This window comes from Clavibacter michiganensis subsp. tessellarius (assembly GCF_021922985.1).
Taxonomy (GTDB): Bacteria; Actinomycetota; Actinomycetes; order Actinomycetales; family Microbacteriaceae; genus Clavibacter; species Clavibacter tessellarius.
Genome location: NZ_CP040788.1, coordinates 2,808,125 through 2,828,248, shown reverse-complemented (window position 1 = coordinate 2,828,248; position 20,124 = coordinate 2,808,125). Strand labels below are relative to the sequence as shown.

Annotated in this window: 24 protein-coding genes; 12 read left to right on the top strand and 12 right to left on the bottom strand. The window is 75.2% G+C overall.

The window, feature by feature from the left end:
- The first annotated feature begins 7 nt into the window (after positions 1-7).
- On the top strand, positions 8-883 hold the full coding sequence (locus tag FGG90_RS13415) for an endo alpha-1,4 polygalactosaminidase (RefSeq protein ID WP_094126513.1): 876 nt from the start codon (positions 8-10) through the stop codon (positions 881-883).
- 33 nt (positions 884-916) lie between these two features.
- Positions 917-1,600, top strand: coding sequence for a hypothetical protein (locus FGG90_RS13410; RefSeq protein ID WP_094126514.1), 684 nt, complete (start codon positions 917-919; stop codon positions 1,598-1,600).
- Between the two features lie 188 nt (positions 1,601-1,788).
- Here FGG90_RS13410 and FGG90_RS13405 read toward each other — a convergent pair whose 3' ends face one another.
- Together FGG90_RS13405 and FGG90_RS13400 are read right to left on the bottom strand one after the other, a co-directional pair.
- Positions 1,789-2,208 (bottom strand): cytidine deaminase, encoded by a 420-nt coding sequence (locus FGG90_RS13405; RefSeq protein WP_094126515.1) that lies wholly within the window; start codon positions 2,206-2,208, stop codon positions 1,789-1,791.
- A gap of 34 nt (positions 2,209-2,242) precedes the next feature.
- Positions 2,243-2,860 (bottom strand): hypothetical protein, encoded by a 618-nt coding sequence (locus FGG90_RS13400; protein WP_094126516.1) that lies wholly within the window; start codon positions 2,858-2,860, stop codon positions 2,243-2,245.
- Positions 2,861-2,962: 102 nt separating this feature from the next.
- Here FGG90_RS13400 and FGG90_RS13395 point away from each other — a divergent pair, with 102 nt between their 5' ends.
- Positions 2,963-3,925, top strand: a complete 963-nt coding sequence (locus FGG90_RS13395; protein ID WP_094126517.1) for an NAD-dependent epimerase/dehydratase family protein — start codon at positions 2,963-2,965, stop codon at positions 3,923-3,925.
- 129 nt (positions 3,926-4,054) lie between these two features.
- The gene (locus FGG90_RS13390; RefSeq protein WP_165771355.1) at positions 4,055-4,213 is read left to right on the top strand and encodes a hypothetical protein; all 159 of its coding nucleotides are present in this window, start codon (positions 4,055-4,057) and stop codon (positions 4,211-4,213) included.
- Between the two features lie 26 nt (positions 4,214-4,239).
- On the opposite strand, the gene FGG90_RS13385 is transcribed toward FGG90_RS13390, so the two are convergent.
- Positions 4,240-5,169 (bottom strand): AEC family transporter, encoded by a 930-nt coding sequence (locus FGG90_RS13385; protein WP_094126518.1) that lies wholly within the window; start codon positions 5,167-5,169, stop codon positions 4,240-4,242.
- A 202-nt stretch (positions 5,170-5,371) separates the two neighbouring features.
- On the opposite strand from FGG90_RS13385, the gene FGG90_RS13380 reads away from it, so the two are divergent.
- Complete coding sequence (locus FGG90_RS13380; protein ID WP_094126519.1) at positions 5,372-7,057, top strand: histidine-type phosphatase; 1,686 nt, start codon at positions 5,372-5,374, stop codon at positions 7,055-7,057.
- A gap of 13 nt (positions 7,058-7,070) precedes the next feature.
- On the opposite strand, the gene FGG90_RS13375 is transcribed toward FGG90_RS13380, so the two are convergent.
- From FGG90_RS13375 to FGG90_RS13340, 8 genes are all read right to left on the bottom strand, one after another.
- A complete protein-coding gene (locus FGG90_RS13375; protein WP_094126520.1) occupies positions 7,071-7,514 on the bottom strand; it encodes an SRPBCC family protein in 444 nt (147 codons plus the stop codon).
- A 148-nt stretch (positions 7,515-7,662) separates the two neighbouring features.
- Positions 7,663-9,366 (bottom strand): MDR family MFS transporter, encoded by a 1,704-nt coding sequence (locus FGG90_RS13370; protein WP_094126521.1) that lies wholly within the window; start codon positions 9,364-9,366, stop codon positions 7,663-7,665.
- Positions 9,363-10,064: a TetR/AcrR family transcriptional regulator gene (locus tag FGG90_RS13365; RefSeq protein WP_094126522.1), complete on the bottom strand. Its 702-nt coding sequence runs from the start codon at positions 10,062-10,064 to the stop codon at positions 9,363-9,365. The genes FGG90_RS13370 and FGG90_RS13365 overlap by 4 nt, the downstream gene beginning before the upstream one ends.
- 28 nt (positions 10,065-10,092) lie before the next feature.
- Complete coding sequence (locus tag FGG90_RS13360) at positions 10,093-10,662, bottom strand: TetR/AcrR family transcriptional regulator (protein WP_094126523.1); 570 nt, start codon at positions 10,660-10,662, stop codon at positions 10,093-10,095.
- Complete coding sequence (locus FGG90_RS13355; protein WP_094126524.1) at positions 10,655-11,497, bottom strand: alpha/beta fold hydrolase; 843 nt, start codon at positions 11,495-11,497, stop codon at positions 10,655-10,657. The genes FGG90_RS13360 and FGG90_RS13355 overlap by 8 nt, the downstream gene beginning before the upstream one ends.
- Positions 11,498-11,576: 79 nt before the next feature.
- Positions 11,577-12,266 (bottom strand): DUF3349 domain-containing protein, encoded by a 690-nt coding sequence (locus FGG90_RS13350; RefSeq protein WP_094126525.1) that lies wholly within the window; start codon positions 12,264-12,266, stop codon positions 11,577-11,579.
- Between the two features lie 2 nt (positions 12,267-12,268).
- Positions 12,269-12,574, bottom strand: a complete 306-nt coding sequence (locus tag FGG90_RS13345) for a hypothetical protein (protein ID WP_094126526.1) — start codon at positions 12,572-12,574, stop codon at positions 12,269-12,271.
- Positions 12,575-12,585: 11 nt separating this feature from the next.
- Positions 12,586-13,803 carry an inorganic phosphate transporter gene (locus FGG90_RS13340; protein WP_086516593.1) on the bottom strand — a complete coding sequence of 406 codons (1,218 nt, stop codon included), beginning with the start codon at positions 13,801-13,803 and terminating at the stop codon, positions 12,586-12,588.
- 130 nt (positions 13,804-13,933) lie between these two features.
- Here FGG90_RS13340 and FGG90_RS13335 point away from each other — a divergent pair, with 130 nt between their 5' ends.
- The 7 genes from FGG90_RS13335 to FGG90_RS13305 all read left to right on the top strand — a co-directional run bounded on the left by FGG90_RS13335 (position 13,934) and on the right by FGG90_RS13305 (position 19,682).
- A complete protein-coding gene (locus FGG90_RS13335) occupies positions 13,934-14,515 on the top strand; it encodes a GNAT family N-acetyltransferase (RefSeq protein ID WP_094131250.1) in 582 nt (193 codons plus the stop codon).
- Positions 14,516-14,651: 136 nt separating this feature from the next.
- Positions 14,652-16,073 carry a DUF6421 family protein gene (locus tag FGG90_RS13330; RefSeq protein ID WP_094126527.1) on the top strand — a complete coding sequence of 474 codons (1,422 nt, stop codon included), beginning with the start codon at positions 14,652-14,654 and terminating at the stop codon, positions 16,071-16,073.
- Positions 16,070-16,699 carry an SDR family oxidoreductase gene (locus tag FGG90_RS13325; protein WP_094126528.1) on the top strand — a complete coding sequence of 210 codons (630 nt, stop codon included), beginning with the start codon at positions 16,070-16,072 and terminating at the stop codon, positions 16,697-16,699. The genes FGG90_RS13330 and FGG90_RS13325 overlap by 4 nt, the downstream gene beginning before the upstream one ends.
- A 123-nt stretch (positions 16,700-16,822) precedes the next feature.
- The gene (locus tag FGG90_RS13320) at positions 16,823-17,725 is read left to right on the top strand and encodes a hypothetical protein (protein WP_094126529.1); all 903 of its coding nucleotides are present in this window, start codon (positions 16,823-16,825) and stop codon (positions 17,723-17,725) included.
- A 74-nt stretch (positions 17,726-17,799) separates the two neighbouring features.
- Entirely contained in the window at positions 17,800-18,213 is a 414-nt protein-coding gene (locus FGG90_RS13315; protein WP_094126530.1) for a hypothetical protein, read from the top strand.
- A 9-nt stretch (positions 18,214-18,222) separates the two neighbouring features.
- Complete coding sequence (locus FGG90_RS13310) at positions 18,223-18,528, top strand: DUF1905 domain-containing protein (RefSeq protein ID WP_094126531.1); 306 nt, start codon at positions 18,223-18,225, stop codon at positions 18,526-18,528.
- Entirely contained in the window at positions 18,525-19,682 is a 1,158-nt protein-coding gene (locus tag FGG90_RS13305; RefSeq protein WP_165771356.1) for an amidohydrolase family protein, read from the top strand. Before FGG90_RS13310 ends, FGG90_RS13305 begins: the two co-directional genes overlap by 4 nt.
- Before the next feature lie 13 nt (positions 19,683-19,695).
- Here FGG90_RS13305 and FGG90_RS13300 read toward each other — a convergent pair whose 3' ends face one another.
- A complete protein-coding gene (locus FGG90_RS13300; protein WP_094126533.1) occupies positions 19,696-20,055 on the bottom strand; it encodes a VOC family protein in 360 nt (119 codons plus the stop codon).
- Positions 20,056-20,124: the final 69 nt, after the last annotated feature.

Here is a 20,124-nt window from a genome sequence, read left to right as displayed (position 1 = left end):
TCGGATCATGCGCCCCCTCCTCTCCACCGCCCTCGTGACCGCCGCCCTCGTCGTGCTCTCCGGCTGCGCCGCCGCGGATCCGCGTCCGGCCTCCGCGCCGGCCGGCGACGCGGGCTCCGCCGCGACGACGGGCGTGCTCGCGGCGGAGAGGAGCGCGGACATCACCCTCCCGCCCGTCGGCACGGGCTTCGACTACCAGCTCGGCGGCGCCTCCGCGGTCCCTGCCGGGGCGGGCATCGTCGTGCGCGACAGCACGGATGAGCCGGCCGCGGGCGCGTACGGCGTCTGCTACGTCAACGGGTTCCAGACCCAGCCGGGCGAGACCTGGCCCGACGACCTGCTGGTGCAGGGCGACGACGGGCCGCTCATCGATCCGAACTGGGACGACGAGTTCATCCTCGACACCTCGACCGCCGCGAAGCGCACGGCCATCGCGGCACGCCAGGCGACGACGGTCGATCGCTGCGCCGCCGCCGGCTTCCAGGCGGTCGAGTTCGACAACCTCGACTCGTGGTACCGCTCCGCCGGCGCGCTCGACGAGGACGACGCGCTGGCCCTCGCGACCCTGCTCGTGGATCACGCGCACGGCCGGGGCCTCGCCGTCGCGCAGAAGAACACCACCGACATCGGCGCCCGCGGACGCGACGAGGCGGGCTTCGACTTCGCCATCGCCGAGGAGTGCGACCGCTGGAAGGAGTGCGCGGACTACACCGCGGTCTACGGGCCTCACGTGCTCGACGTCGAGTACACCGACGACCTCCGCGACACGGTCGAGGGCGCGTGCGCGCGGATCCTGGCGCTGGACCCCGCGCCTCGCGCCATCGTGCGCGACCGCGACCTGGTGCCCGCGACGGAGGACGGATACGCGTTCGCCGCCTGCTGAGCGGATCCGGACGCCCCGTGACACGATGCGGGGATGGACGACGACGACCGGCGCGCGGAGATCGCGCAGCTGCGCCGCCGGGTCTTCGGACCGGACGCGGATCCGGGCGACGCCGCCGCCCTCGCCCGGCTCCGGGAGCTGGAGGGGCGGGGTGCGGGGACGGCCGACGCCTTCGCCGACGCTCCGGACGACTCCCGCGCCGAGGACGCCCGGACGCCCACCCGCCGCGACCGGCCCGGCCGCCGCATCCGCCCCGGCCGGGTCGCCGCGTGGGCCGCGTCCCTCGTCGTCGCCGCGGTCGTGGGCGCCGGCGCCACCGCCTGGTGGCTGGGCGACGGGCGCGGCACGGTCGCCGTCCTCGCGCTCGAGCCGCCGCCCACCCCCGACAACGCGACCTACCTCTCGGTCGACACCGGCTCGATCGCCCCAGGCTCCCTGTTCGCCGCCTTCCACGGGATCTCGGTCGCGCGCGTGCCGGTCCCCGACGCGGTCACGGGCGTCGACGCGACCTGCCTGCTCGCCGGCCCCGCCGAGCAGGACGGCTCGGTCGGCGGCCTGCCGGGCTGCGCCACGGGTGCCGTCCCCGCCCGCACGGCCCTCGTCGTCACGGCCGACCTGCCGCAGGAGCTGCGCGACGCCTTCCCCCTCGGCACGACGCTGACCTTCGAGCTGGAGGGCGACGGCGAGACGGTCCGGGTGCGGACCGCCGGGGGCTGATCGGCTCGGCGGCGTCATCCGCTCCCGATCCGCGGAAATGCACGCGGCGGCGGATGCGCTAGATTGTGTCCAGTTCGGGGAGCGCGCCTATCGGGGCGCCTCGTCTGGTTCGATTTCCGGAGCTCTCCACCACTCGCCGCCGCCGCGGCCGCACGTCCCCCGCTCCACGCGCCGGTCCCCTGGCGGGATCAGGCCGGTCGCACGTACGCACCCGGCAGCAGCTCGGCCACCGGCACCGGCGTGGGTCCGGCCGTGCCGGGCATCACCACGAGGATCCCCGGGTGCAGGTCGAGCATCACCTGCCGGCAGCGGCCGCACGGCGCGAGCACGCCGCGCCCGCCGTCGCCCACGGCCGCCATGGCGACGAGGGCGCCGGCGCCGGCTGCCGCCGCCGCGCCCAGGGCGACGAGCTCCGCGCACGGACCGCCGGTGAAGTGGAGGACGTTCGCGCCCGTGTGGATCCGGCCCGCGCCGTCGAGCGCTGCGGCCGCGACCGTGTGGTGCGCGTCCGCGCCGAGGGTGCGCGCGAGCGCCTCGGCGGCGGGGACGACGAGGCGGGCGGAGTCGGGGCGGCCGGAATCGGGGCGGCCGGAGTCGGGGCGGTCCATGCGGACATCCTGCCGGGACGGTGGACGCGCCGGGTCAGATCCGCGTGTCGAGCGGCACGACGGGCGCGCGCGGCGTGGATCCCATCTCCTCGCAGGCGGCCGCGTGATCCCGGTGCGCGCGCCGGTACTCCTCCCACGCGGCCCGTGCCGCCGTCTCCTCGCCCGGCCGCTCCACCTGGAGCCGGTGGCGCAGGTGCGGGCGCAGGGCCGCCTCCGCGGCGGACGCCACCGACCACGACCACAGGCGCGCGCTGTCGGCGCCGACCGGCGCCGCGGCGAGCACGTCGTCGGGGACGCGCACGACCTCGGGCGGCTCGACGCGCGGGCGGTGCAGGAGGAGCGCGGCGACGAGGATCCAGGACACGACGAGGACGCCGAGCCCGGCACCGCCGACCAGGTTCGCGCCGTCGCCCACGGGGCCCCAGACGGCCGAGGTCACCGCGAGGCCGGCGGCTCCGCCGAGCAGCGACAGGAGCACCGCGCCTCCCCCGATCGCCGCCGATCGGGCACGGGACCGGCGCCGGACGACGACGGGATCGTGCGCACGTCGCCAGCGCCGGGGCGTGTCGGCCGTGAGCCCGCGCCGGTCGACGTACGCGGCGCCGTCCGGCGCCGGGAAGAGGGGCAGGTCGGCGCGGTCGGCGGCGGTCACCCGTGCTGCTCCGCGCGGCGGGGCGGCAGGCGGGTCATCGCGCCACCATATCCGCCGCCCGAGCCGCGCCGACCGCCCGAGCCGCCCCTAGGCTCGACGACCATGTCCTCCTCCCCCTCCGCGCGGCGCGCGCTCCTGCTCGGCGGCACCGGCGCGATCGGCGGCGCCACGGCCGAGCGGCTCGCCCGCGACGGGTGGGCGGTCGACGTGACCGGCCGGGATCCGCTGGGCATGCCCGCCGAGCTGACCGCGCTCGGCGTCCGCTTCCACGCCATCGACCGCGCGGACGCCCGCGGCATCGAGCGGCTCGTCGGCGACGGGGTCGACCTGCTCGTCGACCTCGTCGCGTTCACGGCCGCCGACGTCGAGGCGCTGCTGCCGTCGATGCGGGCGAGCGGATCCGTCGTCGTCGCGTCCTCGCGCGCCGTGCTCGTCGACGCCGCCGGCCGGCACGTGAACGGCGACGAGCCGCCGCGCTTCCCCGTCCCCATCCCCGAGTCGACGCCGACCCTCGCGCCCGCCGCGCCCGGCACCGACCCCTTCAGCCGCGAGGGCTACGCGCCGTCGAAGGTCGCCGTGGAGCGCGCGGCGCTCGACAGCGGGCTGCCCGTCACGGTCATCCGCCCCTCCAAGGTGCACGGCCGGTGGGCGCGGAACGCTCGCACGCGCGGCATCGTCGAGCGGATGCTGGCGGGCGCGGAGACCGTCGAGCTCGCCGACCGCGGCGCCTCCGTCGACCACCTCACAGCCGCCGCGAACACGGCCGCGCTCATCGCCCGGGTCGCCGACGTGCCGGGCGCGCGGATCCTCCACTCCGCCGACCCGGATCCGCTCACGGCCGCCGAGATCGTGCGGGTGGTCGCCGACGAGCTCGGCTGGGGTGGCCGCATCGTGCCGCTCGAGCCGGGCGTCGCGGGCGGGGCGCACCCGTGGGACGCGCCGCATCCGATCGTGCTCGACACGCGCGCGTCCCTCGCGCTCGGCTACGTCCCCGCCGGCCCGGGCGCCGAGCTGCTGCGCGACGAGGTCGCCTGGGTGCGCGACGGGGCGCGCCGGCGCGACTGATCCCTCCGGGCCGCCGCGCACCTGGCCGTTCCCCGCCGCATCCCCCGCCGGGCCGGTCGCGCGGGCCCGGCCCTGGCAGGGTCGAGGGGCGGGGTCCGACCGGATCCCGCAGATCCCCCGAGGAGCACCATGCCGCTGATCCGCTTCCTGTTCGTCGCCGTCCCCGTCATCCGCCGCTTCCTGCGGAGCCGCCAGGGCAAGGCCGCCATCGCCAAGGGCAAGGCGCAGATGGCCAAGCGCTCGCAGAAGCGCGCTGCCCAGCGCGCCGCCGCGACCCGCCGCCGCTAGGTCCGCCGCCGCCGCGACCGACGCGGCTAGGTCCCGGGTGCGAGCAGCGCCGCGATCACCAGCAGCACCGGGATCGACGTGACGGTCGTGATGAGCACCGTGTCGCGCGCGAGCACCACGCCGCGCTCGTAGCGCGACGCGAAGTTGAAGATGTTCTGCGCGGTCGGCAGGCCCGCGATCACGGTCGCGGCGAAGGTCTGGTCGGCGTCCAGGTGGAACGCGAAGCGCGCCAGCAGGAACGCGGCGAGCGGCATCACGACCGTCTTGATCGCCGACGCCACCACGATCTCGCCGCGCCCGGACCCCGGCGCGAGCGGCTTCCGCCCGACGAGCGACATGCCGAACGCCATCAGCACGATGGGGATCGCGGCGCCGCCGATCAGCCGGAACGGCTCGTAGACCGCGTCGGGCACCTGCAGCCCGGTCACGGCGATGAGGATGCCGAGCAGCGACGCGATGATCATCGGGTTCCGCAGCGGCTGCGTGAGGATGCCGACCACCGACGCGGATCCGCGGCTCGAGATGTCGAGGATGGTGAGCGTCGTCGGCGCGAGCACCAGCAGCTGGAGGAGCAGCACGGGCGCGACGAGCTGCGCGTCGCCGAGCACGTAGATCGCGACCGGCAGTCCGATGTTGTTCGCGTTCACGTAGCTCGCCGAGGCCGCGCCGATGGTCGTCTCCGCGACCGGCCGCCGGAACAGGATCCGCGCCACCACGAGGTAGAGGATCGCCGCGACGGCCACCGCGGACGCCGACGCGAGCAGGAACGCCGAGAACACGACGTGCAGGTCGGCCTTCGCGAGGACCGTGAACAGGAGGGCGGGCGTCGCGACGAAGAACGCGACCCGGTTGAGGGAGTGCTGCGCGCCCGGCCCCGCGAGGCCCGAGCGGCCGACGGCGTAGCCCACGGCGATGATGAAGCCGATGATGGCGAACCCGGTCAGCACCCCGATCATCCGGCTCCCCTCGCCACGCGTCCCCTCCACCCTACGGGCGCGCGCGGACGCCGCCGACGCGCGCGGGCGCCCCGGCCGTTCAGCGGCGGGACACCGGCGGGCCCCCGGCGCGTCACCGTCGGCGCATAGCGTCGGGCGCGTCGCGACCGCGACCGCTCCCCTGCCGGCGCCCGTCGCGCCGCGCCCGCTCCGCCAGGAACCCATGCGCCTCCGCTCCCTCCGCCTGCCCGCCTCCCTCGTCCTCGCGCTGGGGCTCGCCGTCGGCGGATCCGCGCTGCCGGCCCTCGCCGCCACCGGCGCGGGCACCGGCACCGGGACAGGGACCGGGACCGGGACCGCCGCATCCGGCGACCGCCCGCACTACAGCAGCAAGACCCCGTACGCGCCGCAGGGGACGCCCGCCGACCTCGCGCCCGCGCCCGCCGGCTTCGTGCCGGTGTACACGGAGTCGGTCGCGCGCCACGGCTCGCGCGCGCTGTCGAGCTTCAAGTACGACTCGCTCACCACGCAGGTGTGGGAGCAGGCGCGCTCCGAGGGCGCCCTCACGACGCTCGGGCGGACGCTCGGCCCGGAGGTCCAGAAGCTCACGGCCGCGAACCGGAAGCTCGGCTACGGGAACCTCACCGGCCAGGGCGCCGACCAGCACCGCGGCATCGGCAGCCGGGTCGTCCAGCGGCTCCCGTCGCTGTTCGCCGGGGTCGACGCCGGATCCGACACCATCGCGCTCGAGAGCTCGGGCGAGGCGCGCGCCACCGCCTCGGGGAAGGCGTTCGCGACGGGCCTGACGTCGGCGGATCCGCTCCTCGCCTCGCACCTGCCGAAGGACATCGCGAAGGACCCGGACACGCTGTACTTCCACAAGTCCGCCGCGAACGCCGACTACCAGGCGTACGAGGACGGCCCGACGGTGACCGCCGCGGTCGACGCCATCACCGACCAGCCGCGCAGCCACGAGGTCGCGCGCCGCACGCTCGAGCGGATCTACACGCCCGCGTTCGTCGACCGCCTCGCCGCGGGCAGCTACCGCTTCGTGGACGGCGGCGACGGGAAGACCGCCGTCGACGACGAGGTCGATGCCGCGATGATGCTCTACAACCTCTACATCATCGCGCCCGACATGGCCGACGAGGTCTCCGTCGACTTCGACCGGTACGTCACGAGCGCCGACGCCGAGTGGTTCGCGTACCTGCTCGACGCGGAGGACTTCTACTCCAAGGGCCCGGCGTTCCAGGGCAGCGACATCACGTACCGGATGGCGACGCCGCTCCTCGACGACTTCCTCGACTCGATGGACGCGCGGCTCGCCGGATCCCCCACCGCCGCGACGTTCCGGTTCGCGCACGCGGAGACGATCATCCCGTTCGCCGCGCTCCTCGGCCTGCCGGGATCGACGCAGCAGGTCACGCCCGAGGCCCCCTACGACTACGCGACCAACGCCTGGCGCGGCGAGACCGTGACGCCCATGGCCGCGAACGTGCAGTGGGACGTGTATCGCGCCGCCGACGGCCGCGCCGTCGTGCGGATGCTCTACGACGAGCGGGCGATCCCGTTCCGCGCGGGCTGCTCGCCCGTCGCCGCCGGATCCCTCTTCTACGACGTCGCCGAGGTGCGCCGCTGCCTCACGGGCGCCGCGGCGGACCCCGGCACGGGCGCGGGCTCCGGCGCCAACGCTGGCGCCGGCTCCGGCGCCGCGCAGCCCGGCTCGACGGTGCCCGGATCCGCGGCCGGGATCGCCGCCGCCGACGCCCGCACCGCGCACGGCGAGACGCTCGCCGCGACCGGCATGACGGCCGACGAGCTGCCGTTCCTCGCGGTGCTCGCCTTCGCGCTCGGGGCCGCGGGGATCACCGCGGTCGGCATGGTGCGGCGGCCGCGCCGCCAGCGCTAGCCGACCGCGGGCGCTAGGCGACCGGCGCGACCAGCCCCTCCATCACGTCGAGGAAGGCGGTCCAGCCCTGGATCGTCATCTCGCGCTGCTCGGGCGTGAAGTCGCCCGCGGTCTGCGTCATGGTCATGCGCGTGGCGCCGCCCGCGACCTCCTCGAGGTCGACCGTGAGCGGCGGGCCGGCGGGCGCGTCCGGCCGGTCGGTCATCGTCATCGCCAGCCGCGTGGGCCGGTCGAGCTCGACGTACTCGCCCGCCCAGTCGATGGATGCGCCGTCGGGCAGCCGCATCACCGCGCTCCAGGCCCCGCCCACGCGCACATCCAAGCGCAGCGTGTCGAGCGGCACGTCGACCTCCGCCGTGCCGAACCAGGCGGCGAAGTCGGCCGGCGTGGTCCACGCGTCGAAGACGCGCTCCCGCGGGGCGGCGAACGTGCGGGTGATGACGATGGGCTCGCTCACGGCGACCTCCGGCGGCTCTGCGGGACGGGGACAGGCCGCCGCCCCTCAGGGGACGACGGCCCTCCCGCGAGTCGACCAGCCGCGGGCGCCCGTGTCAACGGGTGGTGCCGACGGCGGGACGTGCCGACGGGCGATCGCGATGCGCGGATCAGCGCTCCGAGCGGCCGTCCCGCGCGTCGCTCGACGGCACGGCGATCCGCGACGCCTCGTCGGCCGCATCCGCCCCGGTGGCCTGCGGCGGCGTCGTGCCCGGGCGGGCGGACGCGCGCTGCTCGGCCTCCAGCCGCTCGGCCTCCTCGCCGCCCACCGCCTCGCCGCGGGCGACGAGCCCGGCGACGTCCGACAGCGGGATCTGCTTGAGCAGCAGCGAGAGCACGAACGCGATCGCGATGAACGGCACGAGGTACCAGAACACCGGCGCCAGCGCGTCGGCGTACGCGTCCACGATCCCGTCGCGCACCGCGTCCGGCAGCCCGTTCAGCGTCTGCGGGTCGATGCTGCTGGCCGAGGCCGCCGCGTCGCCCGGGGCCGCCCCGGCACCGGCGAAGACGCCCGTGAGGTTCTCGGTGAGGCGCGTCGTGAACAGCGTGCCGAACACGGCCGTGCCGAGCGCGGCGCCCACCTCGCGGAAGTAGTTGTTCGTGCTGGTCGCCGTGCCGATCTGCGCGGCGGGCACCGCGTTCTGCACCACGAGCACGACCACCTGCATGATGAGGCCGAGGCCCAGCCCGAAGATGAAGAGGAACACGCAGATCAGCCACACCGGCGTCTGGGCGGTGAGCGACGTCATCAGCACGAGCGCCAGCATGGTGAGCAGCGTGCCCACGATGGGGAAGATCCGGTACCGGCCCGTGCGGCTGATGAGGATGCCCGACGTGATCGACATGCCGATGAGGCCCACCATCATCGGCAGGAGCAGCAGGCCCGAGACCGCGGCCGAGGTGCCCGTGGACATCTGCAGGAACGTCGGCACGAAGCCGATCGCCGCGAACATCCCGATGCCGAGCGCGAGGCCGATGGCGGTCGCGTTCACGAAGACCGGGTTGCGGAACAGGCTGAGCGGGATGATGGGGTCGTCCGCGCGCGCCTCCGTGAACACGAACAGCGACGCGGCCACGACGAGCCCCACGCCCCACGCCCAGGTCGCGAGCGAGCCCCAGCCGTAGGACTTGTCGCCGCCGAAGTCGGTGAAGAAGATGAGGCACGTGGTGGCGAGCGACAGCAGCACGACGCCCGCGATGTCCACCTTCTTCGTCACGCGCTTGCTCGGCAGGGTCAGGGTGACGAAGGCGATGGCGAACGCCGCGATGCCCACCGGGATGTTGATGTAGAACGCCCACTGCCACGTGAGGTGGTCGACGAAGAAGCCGCCGAGGAGCGGGCCGCCCACGGCCGAGAGGCCGAAGATGCCGCCCAGCGGGCCGAGGTACTTGCCGCGCTGGTTGGCCGGCACGATGTCGGCGATGATCGACTGCGACAGGATCATGAGCCCGCCGCCGCCGAGGCCCTGGGCCGCGCGGAACACGACGAACGACCAGAAGTCGCCCGCGAACGCGCAGCCGACCGAGGCGAGCGTGAAGATCGCGATGGCCGCGAGGAACAGGTTCCGCCGGCCGAGCACGTCGCCGAACTTGCCGTAGATGGGCATGACGATCGTGGTGGCGAGCAGGTACGCCGTGGTGATCCAGACCTGGTGGTCGACGCCGCCGAGCTCGCCGACGATGGTCGGCATCGCGGTGGAGACGATGGTCTGGTCGAGGCTCGACAGGAGCATGCCGGCGATGAGCGCCGAGAAGATGATCCAGATGCGCCGCTGCGTGAGCAGGAGGGGCGCCGGGGCGGTGGCGGTCATGGGGTCCGTTCCGTGTGGCGGGTGGCGGTGGCGGGGTGCGCGATCTCGCGCAGGGCGTCGAGGCGACGCCGGAGGAGGAGCTCGATGGGGTCGGCGTTGCCGGGCGCGAGGAACTCGCGGGCGCTCGCTCGTCCGAGCGCGGCCATGACCTGCACCACGACGGACGCGCGGAGGTCGCCCTCCGGCAGGCCCTCGCGGCGCTCGACGAGCCGCACGTCGCTCGCCTCGTCCTCGATGGACGCGTCGAGCGCGCGGACGAGGAGGCCGGGCTCCCGGCGGAACGCGGCGTGCATGTCCTTCATGGAGGTGCCGTCGGTGTCGAGCCGCGACCAGCGCTGCAGGCACAGCTCGGCGAGGTCGGCGAGGAGGTCGGGCGAGGTGGCGTGGGGCGAGGCGCCACCGCGCGACGGGCCACCGCGCGAGGCGCCGCCGCGCGACGGGCCGGCGGCGACGAACGCCTCTTCGAGGTCGGCGGTGTCGAGGCGCGCGGGACGCCCGAACACCGCGTCCTCCTTGGAGGCGAAGTAGTTGAAGAAGGTGCGGCGCGCGACGCCCGCCTGCTCGCACAGCTCCTCGACCGTGAAGCCGGCGAGGCCGTGCGCGGCGGTGAGGCGGCGCGCCAGGGTCGTGAGCGTGGCCGAGGTCTCCGCCCGGCGTCGCTCGCGCAGCCCAGTTGCACCATCCGTCATGGAGTGCATGTTTGCACTTCACGCCGCGCAGTGCAAGTCAGTGCCGGTGCCAGCCCTCCAGCGCCGCGACCACGCTCGCGACCAGGCGGTCCCAGCTGCGCTCGCGGTCGGCCGCGAGGGCGAAGGCGCCGCCCGTCTCGAGCGCGACGAAGCCGTGCATCGCCGAGCGGAGGAAGCGCGTCGCGTCGACGAGGTCGTCGTCCCGCAGGTCGTAGCCCGCGAGCGCGTCGTAGACGACCCGCGCCAGCGCCTCCGACGCGGCCTCGTCCTCGGCGTCGTCCGGGGCGGGCGCGCGCATGGCCAGCGCGTACCGGCCCGGATGCGCGAGCGCCCACGCGCGGTAGGCGTGCGCGATCCGCGTCACCGCATCCGCCCCCGACCGCCCGACGGCCGCGCGCGCGAGCTCCGCCGCGAGCTCCGCCTTGCCGCGGAGGAGGATCCCGCGCTGGAGGCCCGGCATCCCCTCGATGTGCTTGTAGAGCGACGGCACGCGCACGCCGAGGCTCTCGGCGAGCGCCTGGAGCTGGAGCGGGCCGGATCCGGCGTCGTCCAGCATCTCGGACGCGCGCGCGACGACGGCGTCCCGGCTGAGCCCCGCCCTAGGCACGGACCGCGCCGAGGAAGGAGACGATGCCGGCGGCGACCGCGGCGGGCTCCTGCACGTGCGGGTAGTGGCCGGCGCCCTCCACCATCTGCACGCGGCCCAGGCCGGCGGGCAGCGCGGCGACGATGGCGTCGGCCTCGGCGCGCGGGTCCACCCAGTCGGGGTCGGCGGATCCCTGGAGCACGAGGACGGGCACGCGGATCCCTGCGAGCGCCGGGTCGGACTCGGCCGTGCCGGAGACGCCCATGCGCTTCAGCGCGGTCATGCGGCCGGGCTCGCGGAGCATCGCGTCGATGCGGGCGAGGCGCGCGTCCCAGTCGGCGGGGCGGCGGCCGGGCGTCGCGAGCTCGAGGTAGCGGCGCCACATGCCGCGGCTGCCGAGCATCACGGCGCCCATCAGGCGGAGCGCGCCACGGCGGTACGCGGCGACGCCGAGGTCGCGGATCGCTACCGACTGCTTCCGCGTGAACGGCCCGACCTCGACGAGCGCGCGGACTAGCTCCGGCTCGCGCGACGCGGCGATGGTGGCCGCGCCGCCCGCGATGGAGTGGCCGACGAGCGCGGCCGGGCCGCCCAGGTGCCGGACGAGCGCGATGAGGTCGCCCGCGATGTCGCCCTGCCCGTACGACGACCACGCGGCGCTCGACCCGCCGCAGCCGCGGAGGTCGACGGCGGCGACGCGGTGGCCGGCCGCGACGAGGTCGGGGACGACCGCATCCCAGGAGCGGCGGTCGTCGCCCATGCCGTGGGCGAGCACGACGAGCGGGCCGTCCGATCCGTGGATCTCGTAGGCGAGCGTGCCGTCGGCGACGGCGAGGGTGGAGGTGGAGGTGGTCATGGCAGCCCTTTCGGCTAAGTGCGTTAGCTACACGCTAACTCGCTTAGCCGAAGAGGGCAAGCCCGTGGGGCGGGCGGGATCAGATCCGGAAGCCGTCGGGCCAGCCGTGGGCCGCGAGGTAGGCGCGGACGCGCTCCACGTCCTCGTCGGACGGCATCTCGGAGGTGACGCCCGCGATCGCGGCGGCCACGTCGAGGCGCGAGGCGGGCAGGCCGCCCTCGGCCTCGAGGCGCTCGGAGACCGCCATGACCTCCTCGTCGCTGAGCCGGCGGCGCAGCAGCGCGAGCAGCGGCACGAAGTCCTGCTCGGGGAGGCCGGCCGGGTAGCCGGCCCGCAGCCACGCGACGACGCGGGACACGAGGCCCGTGCGCTCGGTCGCCCGCGCGCCGGGCGCATCCGGGGCGTGCAGGTCGTCGGGCGACCCGAGGGGCCAGCCCGCCGCGGCGAGGCGGGCCGAGACGCGCACCAGGTCCTCCGGCAGCGCGGGCCCGAGGAGGAGCTCCTCGACGCGCTCGCGGAGCTGACGGCGGCCGATCTCGTGGCCGGCCGCGTCCGCCGCCGCCGCGTCGTCGACGAGCTGGTCCACCACCTGCTCGAGCTCCTCGGCCGTGAGGCTGCGGCGGAGGATCCCGAGCAGCGGCACGTAGTCCTGGTCGGGCACGCCCGAGGGGTAGCCGGCGCGCAGCCAGCCGACCACGCGCTGGACGATGCCGCGCTCGGGGGCGGCGCCCTCGGCGGGCCCGCCCTCCGTCGACGCGCTGGTGGTCACGATCAGCCCTTCGAGGTGAAGGTCGGGATGACGTGCTCGAAGCTCACGGTCTGGCCGAGGCCGGTCGCGATGATGAGCGTGAGGCCCGCGACCACGGCGAGGACCACGACCGCGTAGCAGACCGCGCCGACGAGCTGCAGGAGCGGGGCGGGGAGGCCGGGACCGGATCCGGTCGCGCGGCCGCTCGTGTCGGGGCTGGCGAGCGCGAAGGAGCGGACCCCGAGGGCGAAGAGGGCGGGCAGGCCCGCGCCGAGGAGGACGGCCACGAGGGCCACCTGGCCGACGGCGGAGAGGAAGAGGGGGAGCATGGCGGGATCCTTCAGGCGTCGGCGGGCTGGGTGGCGGGGCGGGCGGGCGCGTCGTCCGACCACTCGTCGTTGACGTTGTGGGCGCCCACGTCGTCCTTGCGGGAGCGCACGTAGACGGTGATGGCGACGGCCAGGAGCACGATCGTCATCGCGATGCCGCCGGCCGCGCCGCCGATGAGGTGGCCGAGCCACCACATCACGGCGCCGACGAGGGCGGCGGCCGGGAGGGTGATGATCCACGCCACGACCATGCGCAGCGCCACGCGCCAGCGCACCTGCGCGCCGGGGCGGCCGACGCCGGAGCCGAGGATCGAGCCGGTGGCGACGTGCGTGGTGGAGAGCGCGAAGCCGAGGTGGCTGGAGGCGAGGATGACCGCGGCCGACGAGCTCTCCGCCGCCATGCCCTGGTGCGTGTCGATCTCGACGAGGCCCTTGCCGACCGTGCGGATGATGCGCCAGCCGCCGATGTAGGTGCCGAGCGAGATGGCGAGCGCGCAGCTGATCTTCACCCAGAACGGCACCGACTCCGTGTCGGTCCAGCCGCCGGCGGCGATGAGCGCGAGCGTGATGACGCCCATCGTCTTCTGCGCGTCGTTCGTGCCGTGCGCGAGCGAGACGAGCGAGGCGCTGCCGATCTGGCCGATGCGGAAGGTGCGGTCGAGCCCGCGCCCGGCGAGGTTCCCGATGATCCGGAACACCAGCCAGGTGCCGATGGCGGCTACCGCCCCCGCGAGGATCGGCGACATGAGCGCCGGGAGGATCACCTTGCCGACGACGCCGTCGAGCTTCGAGCCGTCGCCCGCCCAGTTGACGCCGTTGACGCCGAGGCCCGCGAGCGTGGATCCGATGAGGCCGCCGAACAGCGCGTGCGACGAGCTCGACGGGAGGCCGAGGAGCCAGGTGAGGAGGTTCCAGACGATGCCGCCGATGAGGCCGGCGAGCACGATGAGGAGGAGCGCGGATCCGCCGCCCTCCAGGAGCGCCGGGTCGGGCGCCCCCGTCTTGTCCTGGATCTTGACCACCGCGTTCGTGACCGTGAGCGCGACCTCGATGCTGAGGAAGGCGCCCACCAGGTTGAGCACGGCGGAGAGCGTGACCGCGACCTTGGGCTTCAACGCGCCGGTCGCGATGGACGTGGCCATCGCGTTCGCCGTGTCGTGGAAGCCGTTGGTGAAGTCGAAGGCGAGCGCCGTGATGACGACGAGCACGAGGAGAATGAAGGGATCCACGGCGACGAGCTTGCGCCCTGCCCGCCTGTCCCCTCTACGGAGGACAGCCGGGTTCACGCGCTGTTCACCCGCGCCTGTGGATGGCGACCCGCCCGGGCGCCGCCGCCCGCCCGACCCGATCGGACCCCGCATGCACTCGGCCACCCCCTCTCCCCGCACCGCCGCCGACCCGGGGGTGCGCCTCGTCCCGGTCGACCCGGCCGCCGACGCCGACGCCCTCCGCGCGTTCCTCACGTCGAACGCGTTCCCGTTCCACGTGCGGCCCCGGCCGACCGCCGCGGACGTCGACGCGCGCATCGCGGACGGCGACTTCGCGGGGCCCGAGCACGCGGCGCTGTGGGTCGAGGTCGAGGGATCCGGCCGCGTGGGCCTCGTCGTGCTCGACGACCTCGAGGATCCGGGCGTGCTGTTCGACCTGCGCCTCGCGGAGGCCTGGCGCGGCCGCGGCCTCGGCGTGCCCGTGGTGCGCGCGCTGACGGACCACGTCTTCCGCGCCCACCCGCACGTCACCCGGTTCGAGGCGCAGACGCGCGACGACAACCGGGCGATGCGCCGCGTGCTCGTCCGCGCGGGCTTCGTGAAGGAGGCGCACTACCGCGACGGCTGGCCCGTCGCCGGCGGCGAGCCCCGCGCATCCGTCGGCTACGCGATCCTCCGCCGCGACCACGAGACGGGCACGACGACCCTCGTACCGCAGGACGACGAGGCGTAGGCGCCGCCGCACGCGCACGGATGCTGCGTGGGCACCGGGATCCACGCGCGGAACCCGCTCACCGGACACGATGCGGCGCCGATCCCGCGGATACGGTGGAGGCACCGCACGCACCCGCACGATCGGAGGTCGATCCATGTCCAGCGCCGCAGCCCCCGCAGCCGTCATCGGCGAGCCCGAGGTCGTCGAGGACGTGCGCTCCGTCGCCTCCTCCCCCGCCTGGCTCGCCCTCAAGGACGCCGCCGTCGCCCTCCAGCCGATGCAGGTGAAGGACGGCTCGATCCCCGACGCCGCGCAGCACGCGGAGGCCGCCCGCCTCGTCGGCGTGATCCGCGACTCCGTCCGCGCGCTCGCCCCGCTCTTCCCGCACGACGCCGCGTACCTCGCGGCCCTCGACGTCGACTTCGCGCGCTGGGTCGACGCCGGCCTCGGCGTGCCCGACTTCCTCGACTCCCTCACCGCCTTCCAGCCGCAGCGCGACCGCGTCGACGGCATCCGGCACCTCGTCGTCTTCCCCATGACCACGCAGAACGGCAGCGCGAGCCGCCTCGTCGAGGCCGTGCTGATCGAGGTCGTCTGGCCCGAGTTCGTCGCCGAGCTGGAGGCGGGCGACTACGGCAACGCGCTCTTCGTCCCCATCCGCTTCGTCGACTTCACGCCCGGCTACGACACCAACTCGGCCGTGCTCTTCCCCGAGACCGTCGCCATGCGCGAGGTGCCGACCTTCACGTGGGGCGCGATCTTCGCCGACCGCGAGGCCGCCCGGTTCCGCCGCGTGGTGCGCCACGCCGCCGAGGTCACCAAGCTCGAGCTGCCGGAGGACGCGCGGCGCCTGCTGGAGGACCAGCGGCTCGCGGAGGAGACCTTCGTGATGTGGGACCTCATCCACGACCGCACGCACATGCGCGGCGACCTGCCGTTCGACCCGTTCATGATCAAGCAGCGGATGCCCTTCTTCCTCTACTCGATCGAGGAGCTGCGCTGCGACCTCACCGCGTTCCGCGAGGCCGTCGCGATCCAGCGCCGGCTCGCCGCGGTGGATCCCGCCGAGCGCACCGCCGCCGACGACGCCCTCCTGGAGCGCGCCGGCATGGTGCAGCACGCCGTGATCTTCGACCGCATCTTCCGGTTCGCGATCACCGGCTCCCGCGTCCGCAACTACGACGGCCTCGGCGGCCAGCTCCTGTTCGCCTGGCTGCACCAGCACCACGTGCTGCACTGGACCGACACGCGCCTCACGATCGACTGGGACGAGGTCGCCGACGTGGTCGTGGCGCTCGCCGACCGGGTCAACGACCTCTACTGGCGCTCCATCGACCGGCCGAAGACCGCGCACTGGCTGGCCGCGTACGCGATGGTCACCGAGACGGTCACGCCGCACCCCGCATCCACCTGGGCGAAGGGGCCGGACGCGCTGCCGCTCGACGGGCCGCCGAAGGGCCTCACCGACCTCGTGCTCGACGACGAGTTCCCGCTCAGCATGTTCTTCGAGGCGCTGGAGAGGAAGATGCGCGACGTGATCGGGTCGACCGCCGGGATCACGGGGCAGGCCGCATGAGCGTCGACGGCCGCGTGGTCGTGGTCGCCGGCGCGTCGAGCGCCGCGGGCCGGGCGGTCTGCGCCGAGCTGACGGCGGCGGGGGCGCGCGTCGTCGCGGTCGGCACCGACGCCGGCCGGCTCGACGGCGTCGACGCGTCCCGCCGCGAGGTGTGCGACCTCGCCGACCACGCGGCCGTCGTGGACCTGGCCGGACGGATCCGCGCCGACCTCGGCGGCGTCGACGGGCTGATCCACCTGGTCGGCGGCTGGCGCGGCGGCAACGGCCTCGAGGGCCAGACCGACGACGACTGGGACTTCCTGCACGAGCGCCTCGTCACGACGCTCCGCAACACCACGCGCGCGTTCGACGCCGACCTGCAGGCGTCCGACGCCGGCCGGCTCGCGATCGTCTCCTCCACCGCCGTGCAGCGCCCGTACCCGGGCGGCGCGAACTACTCGACCGCGAAGATCGCCGCCGAGACGTGGGTGCGCGCCGTCGACCGCGGCTTCTCGAAGGCCGGCTCCCCCGCCCGCACGACGATCTTCGTGGTCAAGGCGCTGGGCGGCCTCGAGCGCGCGCTCGCCCGACGCGTCGTGCAGCTGTGGACCTCCGTGCCGCCCGAGCGCGACCTGATCGAGCACTGATCGGCGGCTCCCCGCCGCCTCCCCGCCGCCTCCTCGCGCCGCCCGACTAGCACACGATCGGGCCTCCGGACGCGGCGCGCCCCCGTCCTCGATCCGGGCCGGCCGCCGGTATAGCGTCGCTCCGTGACCCCGCCCGCCAGAACCGCCGAGCACGACGCCTTCGGCCCGTGGATCGACACCGTCCGCACGCTCGACGAGGTCCCGCGCCTCTTCCGCCCGCACGGCGCTGACCCGTTCGCGGCCCGCCTCGTGCTCAAGGTGCCGCGCGACATCGCGCGCCGCGACACCGATCCGACCATGGACCTCTACGACCGCCTCATCGTCGTCGGTGACCGCGAGCTGGAGGTGCTGACGCGACGCGGATCCGGGTTCATCGTGCGCCGCATCCCCTACGCCGACATCGTGGCCGTGCGCGACCGCGTCGACCTCCTCGACGGCCTGCTCACGCTGCACACGGCCGACGGCACGGCCCTCGAGATCCCCTTCAACGGGGCGTCGGCGGACGTCGTCGTCGACCTGACGGAGCTGCTGGTCGCGCTCGCGGGCGAGGCCGGCGGCGTGCCCGTCCACGCGCCCGGACGGGCCGAGCGCGTCGCCCCGCGCATCGACATGGGCAAGGACGAGGCGGGCGTCGCGTCCGCCTACTACGACCTCACGGCGCGGGATCCGCAGCTGCGCTACCTCTCCTCGCGGCCGCGCACGCCGCTGCGCACGACCGCGACGGGCCTCGCCGGCGCGCTGCAGCGCCTCCGGCCGATGAGCCTCGCCGGCGCGCTGGCCGCCTGCACGCCGCGCGAGCTGCTGATCGTGTCCCGCCGCGACCCGGTACTGCGCCGCCGCACGGCGACCCTCTCGATCGACCGGCTGCGGCTCCTCCGCCACGCCATCACCTCCACGACCTCGGAGCCGCACCCGCGCTGGCAGGGCATGTCGACCGTGACCATCCGCGCGGGCGCCGCGGCGTTCGAGCTGATCGCGGAGACGTCCGAGCCGCTGGAGTGCGAGCTGCTCACCGTGGGGCGCTGAGCCGCCGGATCGGCCTCGATCGGGGGGGCACGCCGCTGCGTCCCGTCGTCGTGCGGCGTCCCTAGCGTGGAGGGATGGACATCCCCCTCGCCGTGCTGGTCCCCGTCGCCGTCGTCGTCGTGGTCGGCGCGTTCCTCCTCCGGATGCGCGTGCGCCGCGTCGCCCGCGAGCGCGCCGAGCGGGAGCCGCGGGTGCCCACGACGGGCCGCGCCGTGGCCCAGGCGGCGTTCGGCCTCGTCATCATCGCGGTCGGCATCGCGATCTCCGTGACCGCGGAGGACCCGATGGCGAGCACGGGCACGCGACGCCTCGCCTGGCTGCCGGCGTGGATCCAGACGGTCGCCCTGGTCGCCTTCGGCGCGTACTTCCTTTTCCTCGCCGTGACGACCACGCGCGGGGTCCGCGAGCGGCGGCGCCGGGGCGAGGCCGCTCCCGCCTTCGACGCGCTGCCCGTCGACGCCGACGTGCACGACGACGCCCGCCCGTAGGGTCGGGGCATGACCGACGACCTGCCGCTCGACTTCACCGCGCCGCTCTGGGCGTGGGAGGCGCGACGCGAGCTCTGGACCATGGTGACCGTGCCCGTCGAGCTCGGCGAGATGCTCCGGGAGCTGGGCGAGGCCGGACGGCGCGGGTTCGGATCCGTGCCCGTGCGCGTCCGCGTCGGCACCACGACCTGGCGCACGTCGGTCTTCCCGCAGGGCGACGGCACGTGGGTGCTGCCGATCAAGCGCCAGGTCCGCGAGCGGCAGGGGCTGGCGGTCGGCGACGACGTGCACGTCGACCTCGAGCCGATGCCGTGAGCGGCGACCTCCTCCTCCGCCGGGCCCGGGTCTGGGCGCGGCCGGGCGCCCCGCTCTCGGAGCCGCGCGACGTGCTGATCCGCGCGGGCCGCATCGTCGCGATCGGGCACGACCTCGACGCCGGGGCCGACGTGCCGGAGGTCGACCTCGCCGGCCGGGTCGTCGCCGCCGGCTTCTGGAACTGCCACGTGCACCTGACGGAGCGCGTCTGGGGTCGGGTCCGCCGCGACCCCGCCGCCGTGCAGGCCGCCCTCGACGACATGATGCTCCGCCGCGGCTTCGCGGGCGTCGTCGACCTCGGTTCCCTTCCGCGCACGACGCACGCGCTCATCCGCCGCATCGAGGCCGGGGACCTGCGGGGCCCGCGCATCCTCACCGCCGGGGTCGGGATCCGGCCGGTGCGGGGCCTCCCCTTCTACATGCGCCCGATGGTGCCCTGGTACCTGCGCGGCCTGCTGCCGATGCCCGCCACCCGCCGGGGCGCGCGCCGCGCGGTCCGTCGGCAGCTCGCCGGAGGCGCCCGCGTGGTCAAGCTCTTCACGGGCTCCTACGTGACGCCCGAGCGCGTGAAGCCGATGCGCCGCGCCGTCGCGCGGGCCGCCGTCGCGGAGGCGCACCGCCTCGGAGCGCGCGTGCTCGCGCACCCGTCCGACCGGCGCGGCACGGCGGTCGCGGTCGACGCGGGCGTCGACGCCCTCGCCCACGTGCCCGACGAGACGGAGGGCACCGCGGCGCTCCTCGCGGAGGCGGCCGCGCGCGGGATCCGCGTCGTGCCGACCCTGCACATGTTCGCCGCCACCGTCCGCCCGGACGAGGCGTACGTCGGGCCGATCCGCGAGGCGCTGCGCGGCTTCGTCGCCGCGGGCGGGCGCGTGCTCTTCGGCACCGACGTCGGCTACATGCCCGACCGCGACACGGCGCCGGAGCTCGCGGCCCTGGCGCGCGCGGGGCTGTCGGCCGACGCGATCCTCGCGTCCCTCACCACGGAGCCCGCCGCGTTCCTCGGCGCCGAGGCCGCGGGGTCGGGCGTGGTCGAGCCGGGCGCACGCGGCGACCTCACGGTGCTCGACGTCACGACCGCGCCGCGGCCGGCCGACCTGGCCCGGATCCACGCCGTCGTCCGCGACGGCGCGGTGGCCTGGTCGGCCGGCTGAGCGCTCCCGCGGGCTACGCGCCGGTCGGCGGCGTGTAGAGCTGGAGGTCGTTGCCCTCGCTGTCCTGGAACGGGAGGATGCGGCCCCACTCGTGGTCGCTGATCTCGCCCGTGATCTCGGCGCCGCGCGCGCGGATCCGCTCCAGCTCGTCCTCGATGGACCCCTCGGGCGTGAACGAGATGACCGCGCCGCCGCTCGACGACCCGCTCGTCTCCTCGCGCGCGTTGAGCCCGATCATCAGGCCGTCCGCGTCGATCTCGCTCCAGTCGTCGTCCTCGCTCGTGATCGTGAGCCCGAGCGTGTCGCGGTAGAACGCCACCGCGCGCGTCATGTCCGTGACGGGCAGCCAGACCGTCGCCACCGAATCGACCATGGGATTCCTCCTCGCATCGAGGCCGGTCGGTCGACCGGCTCTCCCCTCCGGTCTACTCCCGGCGCGCGG